This is a genomic window from Mycobacterium sp. SM1 (assembly GCF_018361265.1).
Lineage (GTDB): Bacteria > Actinomycetota > Actinomycetes > Mycobacteriales > Mycobacteriaceae > Mycobacterium.
In genome coordinates, this window is the sequence record NZ_JAFLNH010000001.1 from 809,848 (window position 1) to 832,096 (window position 22,249).

At 65.6% G+C, this 22,249-nt stretch carries 20 protein-coding genes; 7 read left to right on the forward strand and 13 right to left on the reverse strand.

What is annotated here, in order from left to right; genetic code table 11:
* Positions 1–53: 53 nt before the first annotated feature.
* From MSM1_RS03690 to MSM1_RS03740, 11 genes are all read right to left on the reverse strand, one after another.
* Positions 54–1,796: an MCE family protein gene (locus tag MSM1_RS03690; protein ID WP_213440215.1), complete on the reverse strand. Its 1,743-nt coding sequence runs from the start codon at positions 1,794–1,796 to the stop codon at positions 54–56.
* Positions 1,797–2,984, reverse strand: coding sequence for an MCE family protein (locus MSM1_RS03695; RefSeq protein ID WP_374101688.1), 1,188 nt, complete (start codon positions 2,982–2,984; stop codon positions 1,797–1,799).
* 8 nt (positions 2,985–2,992) lie between these two features.
* Positions 2,993–4,399, reverse strand: coding sequence for an MCE family protein (locus MSM1_RS03700; protein ID WP_213440217.1), 1,407 nt, complete (start codon positions 4,397–4,399; stop codon positions 2,993–2,995).
* Positions 4,396–5,514 carry an MCE family protein gene (locus tag MSM1_RS03705; protein WP_213440218.1) on the reverse strand — a complete coding sequence of 373 codons (1,119 nt, stop codon included), beginning with the start codon at positions 5,512–5,514 and terminating at the stop codon, positions 4,396–4,398. Before MSM1_RS03705 ends, MSM1_RS03700 begins: the two co-directional genes overlap by 4 nt.
* Positions 5,514–6,530 carry an MCE family protein gene (locus tag MSM1_RS03710; protein WP_213440219.1) on the reverse strand — a complete coding sequence of 339 codons (1,017 nt, stop codon included), beginning with the start codon at positions 6,528–6,530 and terminating at the stop codon, positions 5,514–5,516. Before MSM1_RS03710 ends, MSM1_RS03705 begins: the two co-directional genes overlap by 1 nt.
* Before the next feature lie 8 nt (positions 6,531–6,538).
* Positions 6,539–7,702 carry an MCE family protein gene (locus MSM1_RS03715; protein WP_213441367.1) on the reverse strand — a complete coding sequence of 388 codons (1,164 nt, stop codon included), beginning with the start codon at positions 7,700–7,702 and terminating at the stop codon, positions 6,539–6,541.
* Positions 7,703–7,835: 133 nt separating this feature from the next.
* Positions 7,836–8,693 (reverse strand): ABC transporter permease, encoded by an 858-nt coding sequence (locus MSM1_RS03720; RefSeq protein WP_213440220.1) that lies wholly within the window; start codon positions 8,691–8,693, stop codon positions 7,836–7,838.
* A gap of 4 nt (positions 8,694–8,697) precedes the next feature.
* The gene (locus MSM1_RS03725; RefSeq protein WP_213440221.1) at positions 8,698–9,507 is read right to left on the reverse strand and encodes an ABC transporter permease; all 810 of its coding nucleotides are present in this window, start codon (positions 9,505–9,507) and stop codon (positions 8,698–8,700) included.
* A 185-nt stretch (positions 9,508–9,692) separates the two neighbouring features.
* On the reverse strand, positions 9,693–9,908 hold the full coding sequence (locus MSM1_RS03730; protein ID WP_213440222.1) for a hypothetical protein: 216 nt from the start codon (positions 9,906–9,908) through the stop codon (positions 9,693–9,695).
* Positions 9,909–10,070: 162 nt separating this feature from the next.
* The gene (locus MSM1_RS03735; protein WP_213440223.1) at positions 10,071–11,216 is read right to left on the reverse strand and encodes a thiolase family protein; all 1,146 of its coding nucleotides are present in this window, start codon (positions 11,214–11,216) and stop codon (positions 10,071–10,073) included.
* A 68-nt stretch (positions 11,217–11,284) separates the two neighbouring features.
* The gene (locus MSM1_RS03740) at positions 11,285–13,222 is read right to left on the reverse strand and encodes a serine/threonine-protein kinase PknD (RefSeq protein ID WP_213440224.1); all 1,938 of its coding nucleotides are present in this window, start codon (positions 13,220–13,222) and stop codon (positions 11,285–11,287) included.
* A gap of 320 nt (positions 13,223–13,542) precedes the next feature.
* Here MSM1_RS03740 and pstB point away from each other — a divergent pair, with 320 nt between their 5' ends.
* The 4 genes from pstB (at position 13,543) to pstA (ending at position 17,521) form a co-directional block, all read left to right on the forward strand.
* Positions 13,543–14,349: a phosphate ABC transporter ATP-binding protein PstB gene (gene pstB, locus MSM1_RS03745; RefSeq protein ID WP_213440225.1), complete on the forward strand. Its 807-nt coding sequence runs from the start codon at positions 13,543–13,545 to the stop codon at positions 14,347–14,349.
* Positions 14,350–14,412: 63 nt separating this feature from the next.
* The gene (gene pstS / locus MSM1_RS03750; protein WP_213441369.1) at positions 14,413–15,537 is read left to right on the forward strand and encodes a phosphate ABC transporter substrate-binding protein PstS; all 1,125 of its coding nucleotides are present in this window, start codon (positions 14,413–14,415) and stop codon (positions 15,535–15,537) included.
* A 14-nt stretch (positions 15,538–15,551) separates the two neighbouring features.
* Positions 15,552–16,613: a phosphate ABC transporter permease subunit PstC gene (gene pstC, locus MSM1_RS03755; protein ID WP_213440226.1), complete on the forward strand. Its 1,062-nt coding sequence runs from the start codon at positions 15,552–15,554 to the stop codon at positions 16,611–16,613.
* Between the two features lie 2 nt (positions 16,614–16,615).
* Positions 16,616–17,521 carry a phosphate ABC transporter permease PstA gene (pstA, locus tag MSM1_RS03760; protein WP_213440227.1) on the forward strand — a complete coding sequence of 302 codons (906 nt, stop codon included), beginning with the start codon at positions 16,616–16,618 and terminating at the stop codon, positions 17,519–17,521.
* An 86-nt stretch (positions 17,522–17,607) separates the two neighbouring features.
* Here the strand turns inward: pstA and MSM1_RS22390 are convergent, their stop codons facing one another.
* Both MSM1_RS22390 and pstS (MSM1_RS03770) read right to left on the reverse strand, forming a co-directional pair.
* Complete coding sequence (locus MSM1_RS22390; RefSeq protein WP_213440228.1) at positions 17,608–19,539, reverse strand: serine/threonine-protein kinase PknD; 1,932 nt, start codon at positions 19,537–19,539, stop codon at positions 17,608–17,610.
* Between the two features lie 18 nt (positions 19,540–19,557).
* The gene (gene pstS / locus MSM1_RS03770; RefSeq protein ID WP_213441371.1) at positions 19,558–20,658 is read right to left on the reverse strand and encodes a phosphate ABC transporter substrate-binding protein PstS; all 1,101 of its coding nucleotides are present in this window, start codon (positions 20,656–20,658) and stop codon (positions 19,558–19,560) included.
* Positions 20,659–20,912: 254 nt separating this feature from the next.
* Between pstS (MSM1_RS03770) and MSM1_RS03775 the strand changes: the two genes are divergently transcribed.
* From MSM1_RS03775 to MSM1_RS03785, 3 genes are all read left to right on the forward strand, one after another.
* Complete coding sequence (locus MSM1_RS03775; protein ID WP_213440229.1) at positions 20,913–21,101, forward strand: hypothetical protein; 189 nt, start codon at positions 20,913–20,915, stop codon at positions 21,099–21,101.
* Positions 21,102–21,172: 71 nt separating this feature from the next.
* A complete protein-coding gene (locus tag MSM1_RS03780) occupies positions 21,173–21,619 on the forward strand; it encodes a TIGR03618 family F420-dependent PPOX class oxidoreductase (protein WP_213440230.1) in 447 nt (148 codons plus the stop codon).
* A gap of 258 nt (positions 21,620–21,877) precedes the next feature.
* Positions 21,878–22,249 (forward strand): hypothetical protein, encoded by a 372-nt coding sequence (locus MSM1_RS03785; protein ID WP_213440231.1) that lies wholly within the window; start codon positions 21,878–21,880, stop codon positions 22,247–22,249.

Here is a 22,249-nt window from a genome sequence, read left to right on the forward strand (position 1 = left end):
CCATTCGCACGCCCCGCGAAGCCGGCTCAGCTGCGCGCGAGCCCCGCTCGGCTTCAGGTGGGAAACAAGTCCTGCCATGTCTTGGGTGTGGCTGGATTGACCAGATCTGACTGCCGGTAGAGCCGGCCGTCCGGACCGACATAGCGCCCGGTACGCGGATCATATCGGGCGATCGCGACCGATGGTCGAGCCGACTTGGCCGGGAATGAGCTGGTAGCGCCGTGCGGTCGGGCATCGCGGGCCGCGCCGGAGGAGGACGCGGCGGGCGGGGGAACCGCGGGGGGCGAGGACAGCGATGGCGCTGAGGGAATCTCACCCGGCGAGGGAACGTCAAGTGGCGCTATCGGGGCAAGATCAGCCGCGGGCGCTGGGGTACCCGCCGGGGGAGGCGCCGACGAGGCCACCGGTGGTATGGCGGCCCCAAGCGTGCCCGGTGGTGGGGGCTCACCCCGCGGTCCCGGGGGGGTGCCCCGCGGAACCGCTCCCGGCGGCAGCGGTGTGCCCTGGATCGGGGCATAGATCCTGTCGTTAAAGGTGACCCGGTCATCGGGTGGGATGCCTTGGGAGAGCAGGTTCGGATCCAGCGGATAGGGGCCGAGAACGTGCTGGCGCATCGCCAACGGCTCATACGGTTTGTCGCTGTTGCAGATTTCGACCGTCGGCGCCCGCTTGCCGGGGTGTCCCATGCAGGGATAGTTACGGGCGCCGCGGACCGCGAGCGGTGAATCCTGCGGCAGTTTGCAATACACCCCGTCCGGAGCGTCGGCGTCACTGGTGTCGGCCGGGGAGCGCCATTGGCTGGGGGGGATGAAGCCGACCGTGCAAATAGGCGGGTCGTCGATGGTAATTGAGAAGTCGCCGACGGGCAGACCGTCGGGATGATTTGTGTTCCCGACCGTTTGAATGATGGCAACCGCCGGCGGCAGCAGCACCAGAAGTTGCTCCAGTGAGGGGTGGTAGGTGATGGCGACCTGGCCGACGGTACTCAGGTTGGCCAGCAATATCGGCAGCGTCGGTTTGATCTGGGTGAGCAGGCGAGACGCCTCGTTGGCGGCCTCGGGCCCATTGCGTAGCAGGGTCCTCGACCGGGAATCGTCGGCTACCAGCGCATCGGAGATCCCGGCGAGGCTGCGCGCCCACGCTCTGATCGCATCGGCCGTGCTCGCTTGTGAATCCAAGAGCGGCCCAACATCTTCGGTGAGGGTCCGGGCGCGGTCGGCGACACCGTTCGCGTCGTGGGACAGCAGCGCTGACGAGTCGAACAGCGAGCCCAGATCGTAGCCGGATCCGTTCAAGCCCCGGAAAGCCTCATCGAGCAATTGTCCGAGCTTGTTTTTGGGAATGCTGTCGATCAACGCGCTGACCTGATCGAGCATCGGGGCGACCGCTTGGGGGATGGTGGTGTCGCGCCTGGCGATCACCGAGCCGTTGTGCAAGTAGGGCGGCGAGTCGGCTCGGGGCCGCAGGTCCACGTACTGCTCACCGACAGCCGAGATGCTGCGCACCTCCGCTTTCAGATCGGCCGGGATTTTGGGCGAGGTGCCCAGCGACAATGTTGCTTTCACGCCATTGGGCGTCAACCCGACCGAGGTGACCTTACCGACTTGCACACCGCGGTAGGTCACGTTGGCAAACCGATAGAGGCCACCGGCGGCCGGCAACTCCAGCGTGACCGTTATCCGGCCGATGCCTAGCAGGGTCGGCGCTTGGATGTAGAAGAGGATCATCGCGATCACCCCGACGATCCCGACGACCGCGAAAATCGCCAGCTGAGTCCGGACGAACCGCGACAACATCTATCCGCCCTCCTTCGGTGGGGTAACCTCCGGGGCGGTGGGCGAAGGGCCCGTTGGAGCCACGACCGTGCCGGCCGGACCCGCGTCCGGCGGCGGGGGCGTCACCCCGGCCCGAAGCGGATCGAGCGTGTAATTCAGGTAATACGGGTCCCCGGGAGCAGGTGGTTCCTCGGCGTGGATCTGCCCCCAGTGGGTTCCCAGCAGCAGTCCGCGCTTCAGCCGCGGAATCGTCAGATCCAGGTGGGCCCATAGGTTGAAGTAGTCGCCACGGACACCTCGGTCAATCAGGTTCTGCGGGAACGGGAAACTCAGCGCCATGGCGAGGGCGGTGTCGATCTCGGGTCCCACGTCGGCGAGCGCGCGGATCGTTGGCTCCAGGTTCCGCAGGTTTCTGACCAGGTCCGCCTGGGTGTCGTTGACCAGCGTGGTGGCGGTGTCGCTGAAGGTGCGCAGTTTGTCCAGGGCCGTTATCAGCCGCGGGCGTTCCTGGAGCAGCACGTCTAACGCCGGCGGTAGCGTGCGCAGCGCCCGGGCGAGGACGTCGCGCTGTCCGGCGAAGGTTGCCGACAGCCGGTTCAGCGCCTGGATGGACGCGACGATGGTGCCGCGCTGTCGATCCAGTGTGCCCACGAACGTATCCACGCGGGTAAGCAGATCGCGAACGGTGCCCTCGCGCCCGGACAGGGCCGCGGTGAAGTCGTGGACGATCTCGGCGATCTGTCCCAGCCCCCCACCGTTGACGACCGCCGCCAGCGACGACAGCGTTTGCTCCGTCGACGGGTAGGTCGACGCCCGGGTCAGCGGGATAGTGGCTCCGGGTTGCAGCCGTCCGGTGCCCGGCTGGCCGGGCGGCGGATCGAGCTGCAAATGCATGGAGCCCAGCAGGCTGGTCTGACCGACCCTGGCGACCACATTGGCGGGGATGACGACATCACGCTTGACCGAAATCTCGACGTCGGCGTGCCAGCCCTGCACCCGCATCGCGCGGACACTGCCGACCACGACATCGTCGATCATCACCGGCGAATTCGGCTCCATCGTACCGACGTTCGGGATCTCGACGTGATAGCTGACGGCTCCCGGCCCCCGTCCAACCGCGCCGGGCAACGGTAACGAGTTCAGGCCGTGGAAGCTGCAGCCGGTCACCGTCAGGATGACGCAGACACCGATCGCCAGCACGCGGCGCAGCGGGCTCATCATGGTTGTGGCCCTTCCGCGGGCAGCAGCATGCCCGGCAAGCCCGGTGGCGGCGGCTGCGCGGGGGTGGTTGGCGCCGGCGGCAGGGGCATCGCCGCTCCCGGGATTCGTGCCGGCGGCACCGAGCCCGGCGGCCCCACCGGATCACCCGGCAGGCCGCTATACGCGGAGACCGCGGGGGGGATGTCCGGCGGTCCGGGTTTGGGGCCCTCGCCACCGGGCGCCAGTCGCGGCTCGCTGTAGATGATGTTTTCCGGGCGCGCCGACGGCTGCAGGAACGGGTTGATGGGAACCGGCAGGTTGTTGTAGTTCAGCAACCGCAACCCGGGGCCAATGAACAGCGAACAGAGTTTGGCCGATTCCACCGCGGTGACGTTCTCGATGCTGCCGGTTATCGTGCAGCCCGGCACCGGAGGAAAGACGCTACCCGAAAACACCGGATTCGCTTCGTTGATGAACCCGAACCCACCGACGATGGTTCCGGTGTCGGGGTTGTAGTTATTGAAAAAGTTGCCTAGCGCGTTCGGCGCGACATGCAGCACGTTCTCCAGCGCCATGCGCTTATCGACGAGAATCTGGGTGAGATCGGCCAGCCGGGTGATCTGCTCGCTGGCCCGGTCCCGGGTTCCGGCGATGAATCGCTGCACCTCCCCGACCGCCGTAGACAGATCGCTCAGCGCCGCGTCCAGCTCGGACCTGCTGTCATTGACCACGCTGGTGAGCGTGGCCAGGCGATTGTTGAACCGCACGAGCTGAACATTGCTGTCACGCAACGCGGCAACGAAGGTTTGCAGATTTTTGACGATGTCGGCGATGTTCCCGCTGCCGTTGGCGAGGATGCGCCCCACCCCGGACAGCTGGTTCAGCGCCTGCCGCAGCTTGTCGCCGTTGCCCTGCAGCGCATCGGCGGCGCTGTCGATGAACCGCGCTACCGACGGCGTGGCTACCCGGCTGTTAGGACCCAAATCCGTGGCCAACCGCATCAATTGCGCCTTGACTTCGTCCCACTCGACGGGTACGGCCGTGCGTTCCTCAGGTATCACGGCGCCGTCAGCCATGACCGGCCCGCTGGTTCGGTAGGCGGGAGTGAGCTGCACATAGCGGGCAGCAACCAGATTCTGGGCGACAATGACGGCTTTCGCGTCAGCAGGAATCGGCACGCCGCGATCGACACTCATAATGATCTTGGCTCGGGTGCCCTCCGGTTGAATGTCCTTGACCTTTCCGACTTTGACGCCGGACACCCGTACCTCATCGCCCGGGTAGATCGCGGTGGCGGAGGCGAAGTAAGCGGTTATGGTCTTAGGGCGAGACAACGTGTCCCGCAGGATCAATGCTGCGCTGGCAACGATGAGCCCAGTCAGGACAATCGCCGTCATGGCCACCAGCCTGGTGCGCGGGATCATTGGGATCCTCCGATCCGTGTTCCCAAGGTGCAGCCGGGGCACGGTGGGATGCCGTTGTACGGCCAGGGCACCAGCGATCGCGGTATGGGCGAAGGAAAGCCGGGACCGCGGGCCGTATCGAAGGTGCGGAATCCCCATAGGTAATCGAGGAACGGCTGGAAGAACTGCCCGAGAAAGATGTTCGGCACGAAGGCTGAGTAAGCAAACATGCTGGAGACGGCCTCGCCGAGGGTGATCTGGTATTTCGCGAGGCGAGGCAGCGCTTCGCTGATATTGTCGCGGTTTTTCTCCAGCATCGCGGTCACCGAATTCAGCTTCTGCAACGCCGGCGCCAACGCGCTTTCGTTGTCGTGCACCAAGCCCGACAGCTGTTTGGCCACCGCCGACGTGTTGGCAAGCAGCTCGACGATCTCCTGTCGTCGGGCAACCAAGACTTCCAGCAGATCGTCGGCATTGAGGATAAGCGTGTTGACCTGCTGACTGCGCTCTGATAGCACCCCCGTGAGGTCGGCGGCACTCTTGAATAAATCGCCGAGAGCTTTGTCGCGACCGTTGAGAGTTCGCGATAAGCGGGTCAGCGCGTCAAAAGACGGGCCTAATTGCGGCGCGATCTGGTTCAGCGTTTCCGACAGCGCATCCAGCGATTGATTCAGCGTCTCGGTGCGGGTTGCGGCGGCGTTGGAGGTAAAGTCGCTGACCGCCTCGGTCAATGAATACGGCGAGGAGGTGCGCGAAACCGGGATGACATCCATCGGATGCATCGTCCCGCCGCCGGCCGACTCCAAGGTCAGCACCCGCTCACCCAATAGCGTCCCGGTGCGGATGTGCGCGGTCGTGTCCGATCCCAGCGGGACGCTGCCTTTCATGGTGAACGTCACCAAGGCATCACCGTTGCGCAGCGATACCTCCGACACGGTACCGACCTTGATTCCCGACACCGTGACATCGTTGCCGACCGTGATTCCACCGGCTTCGGCAAACAACGCCCGGTACCGAACCTCCGTGGCCAGCGAGATCAGCTGCTGCGGCGATAATCCGACCAGGACAACCAGCACCATCAGCGCGGCGCCGATGAACCCGAACCGGATGAGGCTCGCTCCTCGATACTTGAGCATCAGGGTTCTGTGCACCTCCCGGCGTCCGATCTGAACCACGGGGCAACTACCGTGTGACCCTGAAGGTCGGTACCACGAATCCACAAGCCGCAGACATAAAACGGGATGGTGCTGCCCATGGTCCCGAGCCTGGCCAGCTTGCGGTAGTTCTTCGGCGCCTTCTGGATCGCGACATCCAGGCGGTCCTTATCCTGATCGAGCGCCGGCGCCAACCGGCTCAGCTGCTCAACCGTGCCGGCCAGCGGTGGCCTAGCCCGGGTCAGCAGATCCGCCAATGACGCGGTTCCTTTGGTCAGCGAGTCGATAGCGGCGCCGATAGTGTTGCGGTCGTCCGACAGGCCGCTGACAAGTCGTTCGAGGCGATCGATCGCGGCGGAGAATTTATCCCCGTCCCGGGAGAGATAGGCCACCACGGTATTCAGGTTGTCGATCAGTTGCTGAACCGTTTTATCGTTGTCGGCCAGCGCACTCGCGAATGACGTCGTCTTGGAGAGCAGCGACTCGAGGGTGCCGCCCTGGCCTTGAAAGACCTCTAGCAAGGCCGATGACAGCGCGTTGACATCATGCGCATTAAGGCCCTGGATAACGGGTTTCAGGCCGCCAAGGAGCAGATCAAGGTCAAGTGCCGGTGAGGTGTGGTCAACCGGGATCTGCGCCCCGGGCGCCAGCCGCTTGGTCGATCCCGGGCCTTCCGTAAGCTCGAGGTAGCGATCACCGACCAGGTTGAGGTAGCGAACCGCTGCCCTGGTGCCCTCGGTGAGCACGATGTCGCGGTCGGCGTCGAATTTCACCACTACTTTTTTGTCGGCACGCAACGACACACTGCTGACCGTCCCCACCCGAATGCCCGCAACCCGCACCGATTGTCCCGCTTTAAGACGTGATGCGTCGGTGAATACTGCCGAATACCCGGTCGTCGCGCCGCTGCGGTACTGACCGAAGATAAGAAACAAAAATGCGGTCAGCACCGTCATCACGACGGCGAAGACGCCGAATTTGATGAGTGTCGTGCGCATTTAATCCCTCACCCAGGTTGGCCGATCTGCGCGGAGTTCCGTGGCGGTCCGGCGATCGGCCCATACAGAAGTTGTTTGAGCAAATCGGAGTTGATCAGCAGCTGCTGGTTTCCGTACTCCCAGGGGTTGGCGCCGATATCGGTGACGAGGAACGGCTCATTGGTGTTGAAGGGCACCTTCGGAAGATCCAGGCACTGCGGTCCGCCCGTCGCCGCCACTTTGGGCAGGTGCGTCGGATACCGGTAACGCTCGACACCCCATGTCAAGCTGGCCGATAACACGACGCCCGGTTCCGGCAACGGCGGAAAATGCGCGATCGGCACGAGGCCGCTGAATCCGCAGGTGAGAGCCTTGTGGTACTGGTTGGTCAGATCGGTTGTCGGCACCAGTGAATGCACGACGTCGGCGAGTGCCTTGCGGTTGGCATTAAGAACGCTTTCGCCGATGTCGGCCAAGCCGATCGCACTGACCAGCAAGGCGTCTAAATTCCGTTGCTCGTCGATGATGGTCTGGCTGATCTTGGTCGCGTTGTCTGCCGTTCTCACCAGTGCCGGTGCCGCATCGGCGTATGCGTTGAGCACCGCGGGGGCGACCTCGATGTCATGGCTTAACGCCGGAAGGCTCGGAGCTAGCTTGGCCAGAAACGCATCGAGGTCGCCAAGGGCCTGGCCGAGCTTGGCGCCCCGGCCGCTGAGCGCCTGCGCCAAAGCACCTAGGGTCTCATTCAGCTTGGCCGGCTCGATCTTCGAGAGCACGGCAGTCAGTTGCTGGAATACCGTGTTGATTTCGACCATGACGTGTTTCGCGTCAAGCACCTCCCCGGCCCGCAGGTGTCGTGGCGCGGGCTCCGCAGGCGGCACCAGTTCGACGAACTTGGCACCGAACACCGTCGATGAGGTGATCTCAACGAGCACATTGGCCGGGATGAAGCGCAGCTGTGCGGGATACATCGCCAGCCGCAGGGCCGCCTGGCCGTCGGGCAGAGATTCGATCGCCGCGACTTTACCCACCTGCACGCCACGCATCTTCACCTTCGCGTCCGGGTTCATCACCAGGCCGGCGCGCGGCGCCACCACGGTCACCGGTACCGTGCGGGTGAATTCACCCTGATACAGCGCGGCCGCCAACACGAAGGACCCGGAGACCGCCGTAACGGTCGCCAGGCCCGCCAACGGGCGCGCATACCCGTGCCCTCGGCGCTGCCTTCCCGCCCGCCGTCGGTGACGTTGGCGTGTCGAGCCGGGGGATTCGCCCCGCAGCGGGCCACCGGCGGCGCCCGCGATACTCCTTGTCACCAGCCCTCCCTCACCCGGACAGGTTGAAGTTACCGTTGGAGCCGTAGATGGATAGCGACACCAGCAACGTCACCGACACCACCACCACCAGTGACGTGCGCACCGCATTGCCGACCGCCGTGCCCACGCCGGCCGGCCCACCGGAGGCGAAATAGCCGTAGTAGGTGTGAATCAACAAGATTGTCAGCGCCGTCAGAACCGCTTGCAGAAATGACCACAGCAGATCGATCGGGTTCAAAAATGTGGTGAAGTAGTGATCGTAGAGTCCGCTTGACTGCCCGAATAGGAACACCGTGACCCCTCGGCTGGCGATGAACGACAGGATCACCGCGATCGAGTACAAGGGGGTGATCGCGATCATGCCGGCGACCAGCCGGGTCGACACTAGATACGAAATCGGCTGGATCGCCATGGATTCCAGCGCATCGATTTCTTCGTTGATCCGCATCGCGCCCAGCTGTGCGGTGACGCCCGCGCCGAAAGTAGCGGCCAGGCCGATCCCGGCGACCACCGGAGCCGAGATACGCACGTTGATGAAGGCCGCCAAAAACCCGGTCAACGCTTCGATGCCAATGTTGCCCAGCGAGCTGTATCCCTGTACCGCAAGCGTGCCGCCGGCTGCGAACGTGAGAAATCCGACGATCACTACCGTACCGCCGATCATCGCTAAAGTCCCTGCGCCCATGCTTATTTCAGCAACCAGGCGCACGACCTCGTGCCGGTAGTGGGTGGTCGCGAAGGGCGTCAAGCCAAGCGCCTTCCCGTAAAACAGGCTATGATCACCTATCCGGCTCAACACGGTCACCATGGCGGTGACCGGCTTCGCGAGTTCACGCGATAACTGCAGACACGTAGCTCGCAACGTCACAGCCCTACTTGACCGTCAACTGAATACCGATGGCGGTGACCACCACGTTGACGACGAACAGCGACATGAACGCGTATACCACTGTTTCGTTCACCGCATTTCCGACGGCTTTGGCACCCCCGCCGCTGATGATCAGGCCGCGATAACAAGCCACCAAGCCGGCGATCAGTCCGAAAAGCGCTGCCTTAACACAGGAAATAATCACCTCGGGCACGCCGGTCAGCAAGGTGGTGCTCGCCGCGAACGCGCCGGGGTTGACATCCTGGATGAACACCGAAAAGGTATAGCCACCGACGATACCGACGATCACCACCAAGCTGTTCAACAGCAAGGCCACCAGGCCGGAAGCCAGCATTCGTGGCGTCACCAGCCGCTGCACCGGGTTGATGCCCAGCACCTCCATGGCGTCGATTTCTTCGCGGATCGTGCGCGCACCCAGGTCCGCGCACATCGCGGTCGCGCCGGCGCCCGCCACAATCAGCACAGTCACCAACGGGCCGACCTGGGTGACCGCACCGAATGCGGCGCCGGCGCCGGACAAATCAGCGGCACCCAGTTCGCGCAACAAGATGTTGAGCGTAAAGCTGACCAGCACGGTAAATGGAATCGCCACCAACAATGTCGGTGCCAGCGAAACGCGAGCGACAAACCAGGCCTGCTCAAGCAGCTCTCGCCAATAAAACGGCCGGCGGAACACGAACCGCACCGCGTCAAACGACATGGCGAATAGCCCCCCAATAGCCTGCATCGAGCCGGCGAGATCCCGCCCGACCGTGACGCCCGCAGACCAGCGGTCGGCCCCACTACTCGCCATCGCTACCAAGCCTCCCCAGATTCGTGACGGCGGCCATCGCCTCCCACCCCGCAGCGGATTTTTTCACTCCGGCTTCGCGCAGCTTAACCGCATCGACTACCGCAACGAAACCGAATGCACCTTATGAGACACCAAGTCTCGAATCGAGCGCCACGTCGTCGCCGGTCGCGCAGCAGCTCTGCGCTCTACCCCGGCGCCGCCGAGCCGATGGAGGCGATCCGGCCACCCGCTGCCGACCCGCGATCAGCGGCGGCCGGTGCGGTGCTGCCGGGCGTGCCGTGGCGGCCGGGCGGGAGGGTCTTGATGCCGTCGTGATGCGGAATCCACCGCGCGGTCAAACCGGTCGAGCCGGGGTCTCTCGTTGCCCAGATCGATGGCTGCCGGTGTGTCTGCGCTGGCACAGGGGCTGCAGCAGCTTCCGCAGCACGGAGAACCGGCAAACGACAGTGATGCATGTCACCGAAATCGGGACCCGGCCACTCCGGCGGCCAAAACACCCCCGCCCGAGCCGTGTCAGCCACACCGCAATGAAAAATCAATACCGAGCACAATCCACGGTCTCGCTAGCTGACCAGCTCGACCAGGGTGGCATTGGCGGTGCCCCCGTCCTCGCACATTGTTTGCAGGCCATAGCGAATTGCGTTGTCGCGCATGTGATGTACCATGCGGGTCATCGACACCGCCCCCGATGCGCCCAGGGGATGGCCGAGTGCGATCGCTCCGCCCAGCGGGTTGAGCCGCTCGGGGTCGGCGCCGGTTTCGGCCAACCACGCGAGCGGTACCGGCGCGAAGGCCTCATGCACCTCGAAGACGCCCACCTCCGCCAACGAGACCCCGGCCTTGGCGAGCACCTTCGCGGTGGCCGGGATCGGCCCGGTGAGCATGAGCACCGGGTCCGCGCCGGTTGCCACACCAGCGCGGTAGCGCACGATCGGTGTCAACCCCAGCTCAACTGCCATGGCGGTGGTCGTCACCAGCACGGCCGCGGCGGCGTCGGCGATCTGGCAGGAGTTGCCGGCGTGGATTACGCCGTTGTCGACGAACGCGGGCCGGAGTGTGGCCAGTTGCTCGACGGTGGTTCCACGGCGCACCGTCTCATCGGCGGTGACGCACCGATCGTCAACCCACACCGGTACGATCTGGGCGTCGAAGGCGCCGCCGTCTTGCGCGGCGGCGGCACGTTGGTGTGACCGCGCCGCGTATTCGTCGAGCCGGGTGCGCGAGAATCCCCACTTCTTGGCGATCAGCTCAGCCGATACACCTTGATTGAAAGAGAAATCACCATAGCGGGCAAGGACTCTCGGGCCATAGGGCATTCCGGTGGTGCTGGCTGCGCCGAGCGGAACCCGGCTCATCACCTCGACACCTCCGGCGACGACGAGATCCTGCTGTCCCGACATGACCGCGTGCACCGCGAAATCGATAGCCTGCTGGCTGGAGCCGCCCGCCCGGTTGACGGTAGCGGCGGGAACAGCCTCGGGCCATCCGGCGGCGAGCACCGAGAAGCGCCCAATGTTGCTCGACTGGTCACCGACCTGGGAGACACAGCCCCAGATCACGTCGTCGATGATCCTTGGATCGACACCGGTGCGTTCCACCAACTCGTTCAGGACGATCGCCGACAGGTCGGCGGGGTGAACGGCTGAGAGCGCCCCGTTAGGCTTGCCGATCGGAGTGCGCAGCGCCTCCACAATGACCGTTTCACGCATCCGTCCGCTCCGATCTCGATGACGCCCCTCGGCCAGGTAAAATGCTCACCGGCACGACGGCCACCCGGTCAGCCCGCCGTCAGCTTGACCACCCGGTCGTTGCCGCGGTCGGCGACATACACGGCCCCGGCGCGGTCCACCGCCACCGCCAACGGGGTGTTGAGTCCGGTGAACGGCAGCGCACTCGGGGTGCTCGACCCCGCCGCCAGCTTCAGCACCCGATTGTTGTCGTGTTCGGTGACATAGACGTTATCGGCGGTGTCCACCGCGATGCCCCAGGGCTCGCTGACACCGGTGAACGGCAGCACAGCCGGGGTGCTCGACCCCGCCGCCAGCTTCAGCACCCGATTGTTGTCGGTGTCGGTGACATAGACACTGCCGTCGGTGCCCACCGCCACCCCATCGGGGTGATTAAGGCCGGTGAACGGCACATCGGTGGGACTGGCCGACCCGGCCGCCAGCCGCACCACCCGGTTGTTGCCGCGGTCGGCGACATACACGTTGCCCTGGGCGTCCACCGCAACCCCTTCGGGGTAGTTGAGGCCGCTGAAGGGCAGCACGGTCTGGTTGTTCGACCCCGCCGCCAGCTTCACCACCCGGTTGTTGAAGTCGGCGACATACACCGCGCCGTTGCTGTCCACCGCCACCCCCTGGGGCTGGTAAAGCCCCGCGAACGGCAGCACCGTCGGCACACCCGACCCCGCCGCCAGCTTCACCACCCGCCCGTACATGGTCTCGCTGGCGACATACACATTGCCGGTGCCGTCCAGCGCCACCCCGCCCGGGGACAGGCGGAAGTCGATGCCGGTAAACGGCAACACGGTTTGCGGCGATGCCGGCCTCGTTGAGCCCGGGTGGTGGGTAACCAGGTAGCCGGTGGCACCGATGACGGCGATGAGCACGAGGGCGGCAGCGCCAATGGGAATCCACTTGCGTTTGGGATGGGCACCGCGTGCCCCCGCAGAGCCGCGATACCCGGCAAAGTCGGGGGGCGTTGCCGGGCGTACCGGTCGGGCTGACATTGACCGCCACCCCCGTGCCGTCTCGGGAGCCCCCGGCATCGTGGCATCCGCCCAGGCACCGGCCAGGCCGGTATCGGCGGAGGCGCGCACGGTTGCTTCCGCGCCGTGCCGCAGAATCGCGGTGGCCTCGTCCTGCTCGGGGACGGTCAGCGCCTGGTGGGCAGCGGCGGCCAGCTCACCGGCGCTGCGGTAACGCTCCTCGGGGTTTTTCGCCATGCCCTTGGCGATCACCTGATCCAAGGCCGCCGGGACCGTCCCGGGCAGCAGCTGGCTGGGCCGCGGTGGGGGCGCCGTCAGATGCGCGGCGATCAGCCGCTCGATGCTGGCGGCCCCAAACGGTGGCGAGCCGGTCACACACTCGCTCAACACACAGGCCAGCGAATAGATATCGGCGCGATAGGTGACCTCATCGCCGGTGAACCGCTCCGGGGCCATGTAGTAATAGGTGCCCATCGCCATCCCCGTCTGGGTCAACCCGGGATCGGCGGCGGCGCGGGCGATGCCGAAATCCAGGAGATAGGCGAAATCATCGCGGCTGATCAAGATGTTCGCCGGTTTAATATCGCGGTGGGTCACCCCCACGGCGTGCGCGGCATCCAGCGCCGCGGCGACCTGACGCACGATGGCCACCGCCCGCGGCGGGCTCAACGCCCCGGAATGGTTAAGCAGCGTGGCCAAGTCGGTGCCCTCGACCAGCCGCATCTCCAAATACAGGTGGCCATTGATCTCCCCGTAATCATGGATCGGCACCACATGCGGCTCGCTTAACCGCCCCGCCGCCTCGGCCTCGCGTCGCAGCCGCGCGCGAAACACCGGGTCAGCCGAGAACTGCTCCGAGATCAGCTTCACCGCCACCAACCGGTGCTTGCGAACGTCCTCGGCCTCATAGACCTCGCCCATCCCGCCACGGCCCAGCAGCCGCCTCAGCCGATAGGGCCCCAACTGAGACCCCACCCGCGATCCCGGCTCGCCGCCGCCTACCATCGAACCCCCTTCACCCGATCAAGAGATAGCATTCACCGCCGCGACCAGCCTTCGTCGGAACTTCGCGACTTCCCCCAGAACTCTTCTCACAAATCACGGGAGTCAGCGCGACGAACGCCCCCGGCGATGCCGAATCGGCCCACGCCGCGAAACCGGGCTCCGTCACATCCATACGTCGGCCGGTCGGCAAACGCCGGAACTTCGTCCTGAATAGCAAATCCGTGAGCCCAGTCGCGAATATACAAAACCGTTGGCCGAAAATTGGAGGCATCAGAGCAGCTGACCGCGGGTGTGGCGGGAGGAAGTAGCATCGGGTGTTGATGGATTCTGAACAGCTCGACGCCCGCGCGGGTGCCGCCGATGCCGGGGTCGCTGCGGGGGTCATGCAGGCGGTGAGCCTCACCCTGGGTTTTGGCGCGAAAACGGTGCTGGATCAGGTGAGCCTGGATTTTCCGGCGCACGCGGTGACGGCGTTGCTGGGGCCCACCGGGTCGGGCAAGACGACGTTTTTGCGGACCCTAAACCGGATGAATGACAAGGTTTCGGGGTATCGCCGCCGCGGTGATGTGTTGCTGGGTGGGCGCAGCATCTATGGTGAGCAGCACGACCCGATGGAGCTGCGCCGGCGGGTGGGGATGCTGTTTCAGCGCCCCAACCCGTTTCCGATGTCGATCCTTGACAATGTGGTCGCCGGGGTGCGTGCGCACAAGATGGCGGCGCGCAAGGAATTCGCGCTGATCGCCGAGGATCGCCTGCGCGAGGTCGGGTTGTGGGAGGCGGTCAAGGATCGGTTGGGGGATTCCCCGTTTCGGCTTTCCGGGGGCCAGCAGCAGCTGCTGTGTTTGGCCCGGGCGCTGGCGGTCAACCCCGAGGTGCTGCTGCTTGATGAGCCCACCTCGTCGCTGGATCCGACCGCGACCGAAAAGATCGAAGAGTTGATCCGGTCGCTCACCGGGCGGCTCAGTGTGATCATCGTGACCCACAACTTGGCGCAGGCCTCCCGCATCGCCGATCGCACGGCGTTTTTCTTTGACGGCAGGCTCATCGAGGAAGGGCCCACCGAGCAGGTGTTTCTCTCACCCAAGCGGGAGGAGACCATCCGCTATGTCTCCGGGCGTTTCGGCTGACCCCAACCGCGTGCCGGCGGTGTCGAGGCCACCAGGTGTGGCGGATAAGAAAGGTAAGCAATGGTGAGCATTCGTTTGCGCGCGATGCTGGCGGTCTCGGCCGCGGCTTCGCTGGTTGTGGCCGCGGCCTGCGGGTCGAAGCCGGCCAACCCGCCGTCGGCCCCCGCGGCCGCCCCCGCCGGCAAGATCGCCACCACACCGGCGACCTCGCCGGTGGCGTTATCGGAAACCGGTGCCTCCGAGCTGTATCCGCTGATGAATCAGTGGCGCGACGCCTATCACTCGAAATTCCCGAACGTCACGATCACCACCGAAAACAGCGGGTCCGGTGCCGGGATTTCCCAGGCCGCTGCCGGGGCGGTCACCATCGGCGCCTCCGGCGCCTACCTGTCCGCGGGTGACGTAGCACAACACCCGGGGCTGATGAACATCGCGCTGGCCGTTGACGCCTGGCAGGTCAACTACAACCTGCCCGGCGTCACCGAGCACCTCAAGCTCAACGGCAAGGTGCTGGCCGCCATGTATGAGGGCAGCATCAAAGCCTGGAACGACCCGCAGATCACCGCGCTTAACCCGGGGGTGAACCTGCCGGCCACCCCGGTGATTCCGCTGCACCGCTCCGACGGCTCCGGTGCGACTTTTCTGTTCACCCAGTACCTGTCCAAGCAGGATCCCGACGGCTGGGGGAAGTCACCGGGTTTCGGCACCACCGTCGCCTTCCCCGCGGTTCCGGGCGCGTTGGGTGAGCACGGCAACGCCGGCATGGTGACCCGCTGCGCCAACACCCCCGGCTGTGTGGCCTACATCGGCATCAGCTTCTTGGACCAGGCCACCCAGAAGGGGCTCGGTGAGGCCCAGTTGGGCAACGCCTCCGGGAAGTATCTGCTGCCCGACGCCAAAAGCATTCAGGCCGAGGCCGCCGGCTTTGTCTCCCAAACCCCCGAAAACGAGGCGATCTCGCTGATCAACGGGCCCGCCCCCGACGGGTACCCGATCGTCAACTACGAGTACGCCATCGTCAACAGCAAGCAAAAAGATGCCGCCACCGCCCAGACGCTGCAGGCGTTTCTGCACTGGGTGATCACCGACGGGAACAGCCCCGCGTTTTTGGACCGGGTGCATTTTCAGCCGCTGCCGGCCCCGGTGGTGAAGCTATCTGACGCCCAGATCGCCAAGATCACCGGCTAAAGGGGGCGCGTGCGATGGCCCATCACCTAACCGCCGATGCGGTGGCCGACGCGGCTGCGCTGGCGGGCCGGGCTCGTGGGGTGCGCCGCGGTGGGGTGCTGCTGCGGTGGGCCGGCGGGCTAGGCGCGGTGGTCCCGCTTTTGGCGCTGGTGTTTGTGCTGGCGACGCTGCTCATCGAGGCGCTGCCGGCGATCCGGGTCAACGGGCTGCATTTTTTCACCGCCACCGCCTGGGATCCGGGCAACACCTACGGCGCCAGTGACACCACCCACGGGGTGGCCCACCCGGTGGGCGCCTACTACGGGGCGCTGCCGCTGATCGTGGGCACCCTGGCGACCTCGGCGATCGCCTTGATCATCGCGGTGCCGGTGTCGATCGGGGCGGCGCTGGTGATCGTGGAGCGCCTCCCCAAACGGCTGGCCGGCGCGGTGGGCATGACCCTGGAGCTGCTGGCCGGCATCCCCAGCGTGATCGTCGGGCTGTGGGGAGCGATGACCTTCGGGCCGGTGATCGCCCACCACATCGCCCCGCTGATCGCGCGCCACACCCCCGACGTGCCGGTGCTGAACTACTTTCGCGGCGACACCGGAAACGGGGAGGGCCTGCTGGTCTCGGGTCTGGTGCTAGCGGTGATGGTCATTCCCATCATCGCCAGCACCAGCCGGGACCTGATCCGCCAGGTGCCGCTGCTGCCCCGCGAGGGCGCCATCGCGCTGGGCATGTCCGAGTGGGAGTGCGCCCGGCGGGTCACCCTGCCCTGGGTGTCCAGCGGCATCATCGGCGCGGTGGTGCTCGGGCTCGGGCGGGCCCTGGGGGAGACCATGGCGGTGGCCATGGTCTCCGGCGCGGTGCTGGGCGCGCTGCCCACCAACATCTATGCCACCATGACCACCATCGCCGCCACCGTGGTCTCCCAACTGGACTCCGCGCTGACCGACTCCACCAACTTCGCGGTGAAAACCCTCGCCGAAGTCAGCCTGGTGCTCATGGTGATCACCCTGCTGACCAACGTCGCCGCCCGCGCGCTGGTGCGCCGGGCGTCGGGCACCGCCCTGCCCGTGGGACGAGGAATCTAACAATGAGCGAAACCGGCGCGCAACGAACCGGTCGGGGATGGATCGCGGGTAGGCGGCTATGGTCGGTGTCCACTCGGCGCAAGGTCATCAACACGCTGTGGTGGACCGCCTGCTACTGCTGTTTGGCGCTGGTGGTCGGCCCGACCTTGTGGATGCTCATCGGCGTCGTGGGCCGTGCTGTGCCGGTGTTTCACTGGAGCGTGCTGGTGCAGGACACCCGGGGTGCCGCCGGCGGTCTGCGCAACGCCATCGTCGGCACCGCGGTCCTGGGTCTGGGAGTCCTGCTGGTGGGCGGCACCGTGAGCGTGCTGACCGGCATCTATTTGTCCGAATTCGCCACCGGCCGCACGCAGTCGGTGCTGCGGGGCGCCTACGAGGTGCTCTCCGGCATCCCGTCCATTGTGCTCGGCTACGTCGGCTATGTGGCGCTCGTGGTCACATTCCAGTGGGGGTTTTCCCTGGCGGCCGGGGTGCTGACGCTGTCGGTCATCAGCATTCCGTATATCGCCAAGGCCACCGAGGCGTCGCTTCGTCAGGTGCCAACCTCGTATCGGGAAGGGGCGGAGGCACTCGGGCTGCCGGTCGGCTGGACGCTGCGCAGAATCGTGCTGAAGTCCGCAATGCCCGGAATCGTCACCGGCATGCTGGTGGCGCTCGCGGTAGCCGCCGGCGAGACGGCGCCGATGCTGTACACGGCGGGCTGGTCGGATTTCCTCCCAACTGGCCAACTCACTCACTCCGCGGTCGGTTACCTGACCTACCCGATCTGGACCTTCTACGACCAGCCGTCGAAAGCAGCCCAAAACCTGTCCTATAACGCGGCCTTCTTGCTGATCGTGTTCTTGCTGCTGTTGATCACCCTCGGACGGGTGATCACGTGGCTCGCGCGGCGGCATTCGGAATCTTGAGCAACGACGGGTGATCGCTGCTGCGCCGGTAACCCCACCGGATGAGCCGATCGCAGGGCCGCTCGGCGCACACCGCGGGGCACCTCTCAACCCACCAGCTTGACCACCCGGTCGTTGCCGCGGTCGGCGACATACACGGCCCCGGCGCGGTCCACCGCCACCGCCAACGGGGTGTTGAGTCCGGTGAACGGCAGCGCACTCGGGATGCTCGACCCCGCCGCCAGCTTCAGCACCCGATTGTTGTCGTGTTCGGTGACATAGACGTTATCGGCGGTGTCCACCGCGATGCCCCAGGGCACGCTGACACCGGTGAACGGCAGCACAGCCGGGGTGCTCGACCCCGCCGCCAGCTTCAGCACCCGGTCGTTGTCGGTGTCGGTGACATAGACACTGCCGTCGGTGCCCACCGCCACCCCATCGGGGTGATTAAGGCCAGTGAACGGCACATCGGTGGGACTGGCCGACCCGGCCGCCAGCCGCACCACCCGGTTGTTGCCGCGGTCGGCGACATACACGGTCCCGGCGCTGTCCACCGCAACCCCTTCGGGGTAGTTGAGGCCGCTGAAGGGCAGCACGGCCTGGTTGTTCGACCCCGCCGCCAGCTTCACCACCCGGTTGTTGAAGTCGGCGACATACACCGCGCCGTTGCTGTCCACCGCCACCCCCTGGGGCTGGTAAAGCCCCGCGAACGGCAGCACCGTCGGCACCCCCGACCCCGCCGCCAGCTTCACCACCCGCCCACGCATGCCTTCGCTGGCGATATACACATTGCCGGTGCCGTCCAGCGCCACCCCGCCCGGGGACAGGCGGAAGTCGATGCCGGTAAACGGCAACACGGTTTGCGGCGATGCCGGCGTCGTTGGGTGCGACGGCCGCGTCACCAGCAGGGTGACGACGGCGGCAACAACCAAGAGCGTGACCGCGCCGACGATCGCCAGGCCGCGCCGAATCCGGGGCCGGGGCGCGCCGGGCGTGAAGTCGGGTCCGTGGGGGTGAGGCGGCTGACCAAACGTCGGTGCACCCACGGGCCCGACTGACGACGACGGTCCTGGCGCGCTGCGCCAACTGCCACCGCCGGCTCCCGGTGACACCGGCCCAGCCATCGTCTCCGTGCCAGCGCGCACGGTTGCTTCCGCCCCGTGCCGCAGAATCGCGGTGGCCTCGTCCTGCTCGGGGACGGTCAGCGCCTGGTGGGCAGCGGCGGCCAGCTCACCGGCGCTGCGGTAACGCTCCTCGGGGTTTTTCGCCATGCCCCTGGCGATCACCTCATCCAAGGCCGCCGGGACCGTCCCGGGCAGCAGCTGGCTGGGCCGCGGGGCGGGCGCCGTCAGATGCGCGGCGATCAGCCGCTCGATGCTGGCGGCCCCGAACGGTGGCGAGCCGGTCACACACTCGCTCAACACACAGGCCAGCGAATAGATATCGGCGCGATAGGTGACCTCATCGCCGGTGAACCGCTCCGGGGCCATGTAGTAATAGGTGCCCATCGCCATCCCCGTCTGGGTCAACCCGGGATCGGCGGCGGCGCGGGCGATGCCGAAATCCAGGAGATAGGCGAAATCATCGCGGCTGATCAAGATGTTCGCCGGTTTAATATCGCGGTGGGTCACCCCCACGGCGTGCGCGGCATCCAGCGCCGCGGCGACCTGACGCACGATGGCCACCGCCCGCGGCGGGCTCAACGCCCCGGAATGGTTAAGCAGCGTGGCCAAGTCGGTGCCCTCGACCAGCCGCATCTCCAAATACAGGTGGCCATTGATCTCCCCGTAATCATGGATCGGCACCACATGCGGCTCGCTTAACCGCCCCGCCGCCTCGGCCTCGCGTCGCAGCCGCGCGCGAAACACCGGGTCAGCCGAGAACTGCTCCGAGATCAGCTTCACCGCCACCAACCGGTGCTTGCGAACGTCCTCGGCCTCATAGACCTCGCCCATCCCGCCACGGCCCAGCAGCCGCCTCAGCCGATAGGGCCCCAACTGAGACCCCACCCGCGATCCCGGCTCACCGCCGCCTACCATCGAACCCCCTTCACCCGATCAAGAGATAGCATTCACCGCCGCGACCAGCCTCGATTGAAATGAGCCCGGCAGCGGAATGGATCCGTACTGCGCCAGGCCCTCTTGGCCCGGACCGATCGCTGCCTGCATAAACGCCCGTACCGCTGTGCCGGTCGCGGCGTCCGGATATTTCGAGCAGACGATCTCATATGTCGGCTCCACGATCGGGTAGGCGCCGGGCTGCGACGGCTTGTAGAACGATGACGTGTCCAGCACCAGGTCGTTGCCCTGGCCCGTGAACCGGGCCCCAGCAATCGTCTTGTCAACCGACTCGGTGGTGATCGGCACGGGGTCCGGGCCCGCCGACGTGATGATCTGGGCCATGTTCAACTGTTTGCCCACCGCGAACGACCACTGATTGTAGGTGATCGCCCCGTCGGTTTGCTGCAGCAGCGCCGAGTTGCCGTTATCCCCGACGGCGCCGTCACCGACGGCGCCGTGGAACGTTTCGCCGTCGCCTTTACCCCACGCCCCGTCGGATGCGGCCTCGAGGTATTGCTGAAAATTGGCAGAATTAGCGGATTTGTCGCTACGGAAAATCACGTGGATAGGCGTTGGAGGCAGGTTGCTGTCCGCGTTGAGCGCCTTGATCGCGGGATCATCCCACCTGGTGATGGTGCCGTTGAATATCTTTGCGGTCGTGGGCGCGTCCAGCTTCAGCGAACTCACGCCGTTGATGTTGTAAGTGACGGCGATCGGTTGAAATACCACCGGCAAATTCCACGCCGGTGAACCGCATCGCTCCGCCGCTCTGTCGGGCTCACCCTTCGACGGGTCCAACGGCACTCCGGAACCCGCTAAATCGGTTTTGCTATTGATAAAGTCGTTCACCCCGGCGGCAGAGCCGTTTGCATTGTAGTCCAGCGTGTATCCCGGGCAGGCATGGACGTAGGCGTAGACGAATTGCTCTATCGCGTTCTCCTGGGCGGTGGCCCCGCTGGCCTTGAGTTGCTTTTTGCCCCCGCAGTTCACTGTCACCGACGAGCCCGGCGAGGTCTTCGGGCCGCCACCGCATCCCGATAACACCAGCGCGCCGACGGCCAGCAGGCTCAGTACGGCAGCGGCTCGGTTAGACTTCACAACACCTCTCTCCGAAAAATCAGGGCTCTCCGAAAAAGCAGGGCGACGAACATGTGCCCACTCTGCCACCTGGGCGAGCCAAGCTGTCAAAACCGCCAAACCACGGTGTTGGCGGTGATGGCGCACACGGCGATTACGGTAGCTGAATGACCGTGCATTGCCGCGCATGTGGGGCTATTTAGCTCGTACCGATGCCGGTGGGGCCAGGTGCTCCGTCGAACTCGACGCGAACACCAGGAAAGTAAACTGTGCTAATGGATTCTGAACGGCTCGCCGCCGGCTCCGGCGCCGCGATGCCGGTGTCCGTTGCCGGGTCGCTAACCGGCCGTCTGCGCTTTGCCGACGATCACGGCGCTGGGCGGTCCGTGCGACGACGCGGCGCTGCCCGGCGCGCCGGCGCAACCCCGCGTTATGTCGGCCAGGCCGGGCATGCCGGAAACTAAGTCCACCGCAGCGTGTGCGGAAACGCCGTACCGAAAGCATCTTGGCCGACACCGGAAGGAAATCCCCAACAATGACTGATCTTTCCCGCTTCGGCGAGCTCGCGGCCGCCGATCAGGGGCTGTGCGTGGTGAGCACCTTGCGCGACGACGGCACTATTCAGTCGTCGGTGGTCAACGCGGGCATCCTGCGACACCCGCTGACGGGCGTCCGCGTCGTTGGGCTCGTGGCCTACGGCGGGGCCCGCAAGCTGCGCAACCTCCGCGCCCGTCCCCAAACCACGATCGTCGCCCGAGCCGGCTGGCAGTGGGCGGCCGTCGAAGGTCCGGCGCAGCTGATCGGGCCCGACGATCCCCATCCCGATGTGGATAGCGAACGGCTCCGGCTCCTGCTTCGTGACATCTTCACCGCGGCCGGGGGAACCCACGACGACTGGGACACCTATGACCGGGTCATGCGCGACGAGCGCCGAGCCGCCGTCCTCATCACCCCGACCCGGGTGTACTCCAACCCCGCATGAGGCATGTTGCCCTCGTATCGCCCGGCCGGCGCAGCTGCATGCGCTGTTGGAACAACGTCGGGTTGGATGACTCAAGCGCGCGCCAAGCGGGTTGAGAACAGCTGGTGATTTTGTTGGCCGGTAGCGGTCGGCCGGTTGTTGTCGGACTTGTTTGAGAGTATGTGACTGCTGGACTCTCGCCGGTCTGGGTTCGGATGGTTTTGTTGGTCATTATTGGCCACGTTGGTGGTACGTTCGATGCGTGATGGAGGAAATGCGATGAGCGCGAAGGTTGTCGTCAGCGCCTCGCTGTCCAGCAGCTATGACAAGCGGTATGTCGTCGTCGACGAGGCGACCGGTGAGGTGCTCGATGATGCTCAGGGCTACGGATACAAGACCGCGCAAAACGCGCACCGCGCACACGCCTTTAAGTCGATGTCGGCGAAGAAGAAGCGCGAGCGCGCCGCGGCGAAACGACGTGTGCAGCGTTGGTGTGGGCAGCACTCAGAATTCGTGCAGCACCTCGAACAGGCGGCGTTCTACGCGATCAAGGACGGCGAGAACGTCACCGCAGCGGATGTGCGGGCGATGCTGGCCGAAGATGGCCTCGAATTGCCTTTTCCGGTCGAAGACCTGATGAGGCATTGGTGA

Bases quoted from the DNA above. Each gene is read 5' to 3' on its own strand.
- MSM1_RS03690 (WP_213440215.1), bottom strand. From the start codon at position 1,796: ATGTTGTCGCGGTTCGTCCGGACTCAGCTGGCGATTTTCGCGGTCGTC.
- MSM1_RS03700 (WP_213440217.1), bottom strand. From the start codon at position 4,399: ATGATCCCGCGCACCAGGCTGGTGGCCATGACGGCGATTGTCCTGACT.
- MSM1_RS03705 (WP_213440218.1), bottom strand. From the start codon at position 5,514: ATGCTCAAGTATCGAGGAGCGAGCCTCATCCGGTTCGGGTTCATCGGC.
- MSM1_RS03710 (WP_213440219.1), bottom strand. From the start codon at position 6,530: ATGCGCACGACACTCATCAAATTCGGCGTCTTCGCCGTCGTGATGACG.
- MSM1_RS03725 (WP_213440221.1), bottom strand. From the start codon at position 9,507: ATGGCGAGTAGTGGGGCCGACCGCTGGTCTGCGGGCGTCACGGTCGGG.
- MSM1_RS03735 (WP_213440223.1), bottom strand. From the start codon at position 11,216: ATGCGTGAAACGGTCATTGTGGAGGCGCTGCGCACTCCGATCGGCAAG.
- MSM1_RS03740 (WP_213440224.1), bottom strand. From the start codon at position 13,222: ATGGTAGGCGGCGGCGAGCCGGGATCGCGGGTGGGGTCTCAGTTGGGG.
- pstB (WP_213440225.1), top strand. From the start codon at position 13,543: ATGGATTCTGAACAGCTCGACGCCCGCGCGGGTGCCGCCGATGCCGGG.
- pstC (WP_213440226.1), top strand. From the start codon at position 15,552: ATGGCCCATCACCTAACCGCCGATGCGGTGGCCGACGCGGCTGCGCTG.
- pstA (WP_213440227.1), top strand. From the start codon at position 16,616: ATGAGCGAAACCGGCGCGCAACGAACCGGTCGGGGATGGATCGCGGGT.
- MSM1_RS22390 (WP_213440228.1), bottom strand. From the start codon at position 19,539: ATGGTAGGCGGCGGTGAGCCGGGATCGCGGGTGGGGTCTCAGTTGGGG.
- MSM1_RS03775 (WP_213440229.1), top strand. From the start codon at position 20,913: ATGGATTCTGAACGGCTCGCCGCCGGCTCCGGCGCCGCGATGCCGGTG.
- MSM1_RS03780 (WP_213440230.1), top strand. From the start codon at position 21,173: ATGACTGATCTTTCCCGCTTCGGCGAGCTCGCGGCCGCCGATCAGGGG.
- MSM1_RS03785 (WP_213440231.1), top strand. From the start codon at position 21,878: ATGAGCGCGAAGGTTGTCGTCAGCGCCTCGCTGTCCAGCAGCTATGAC.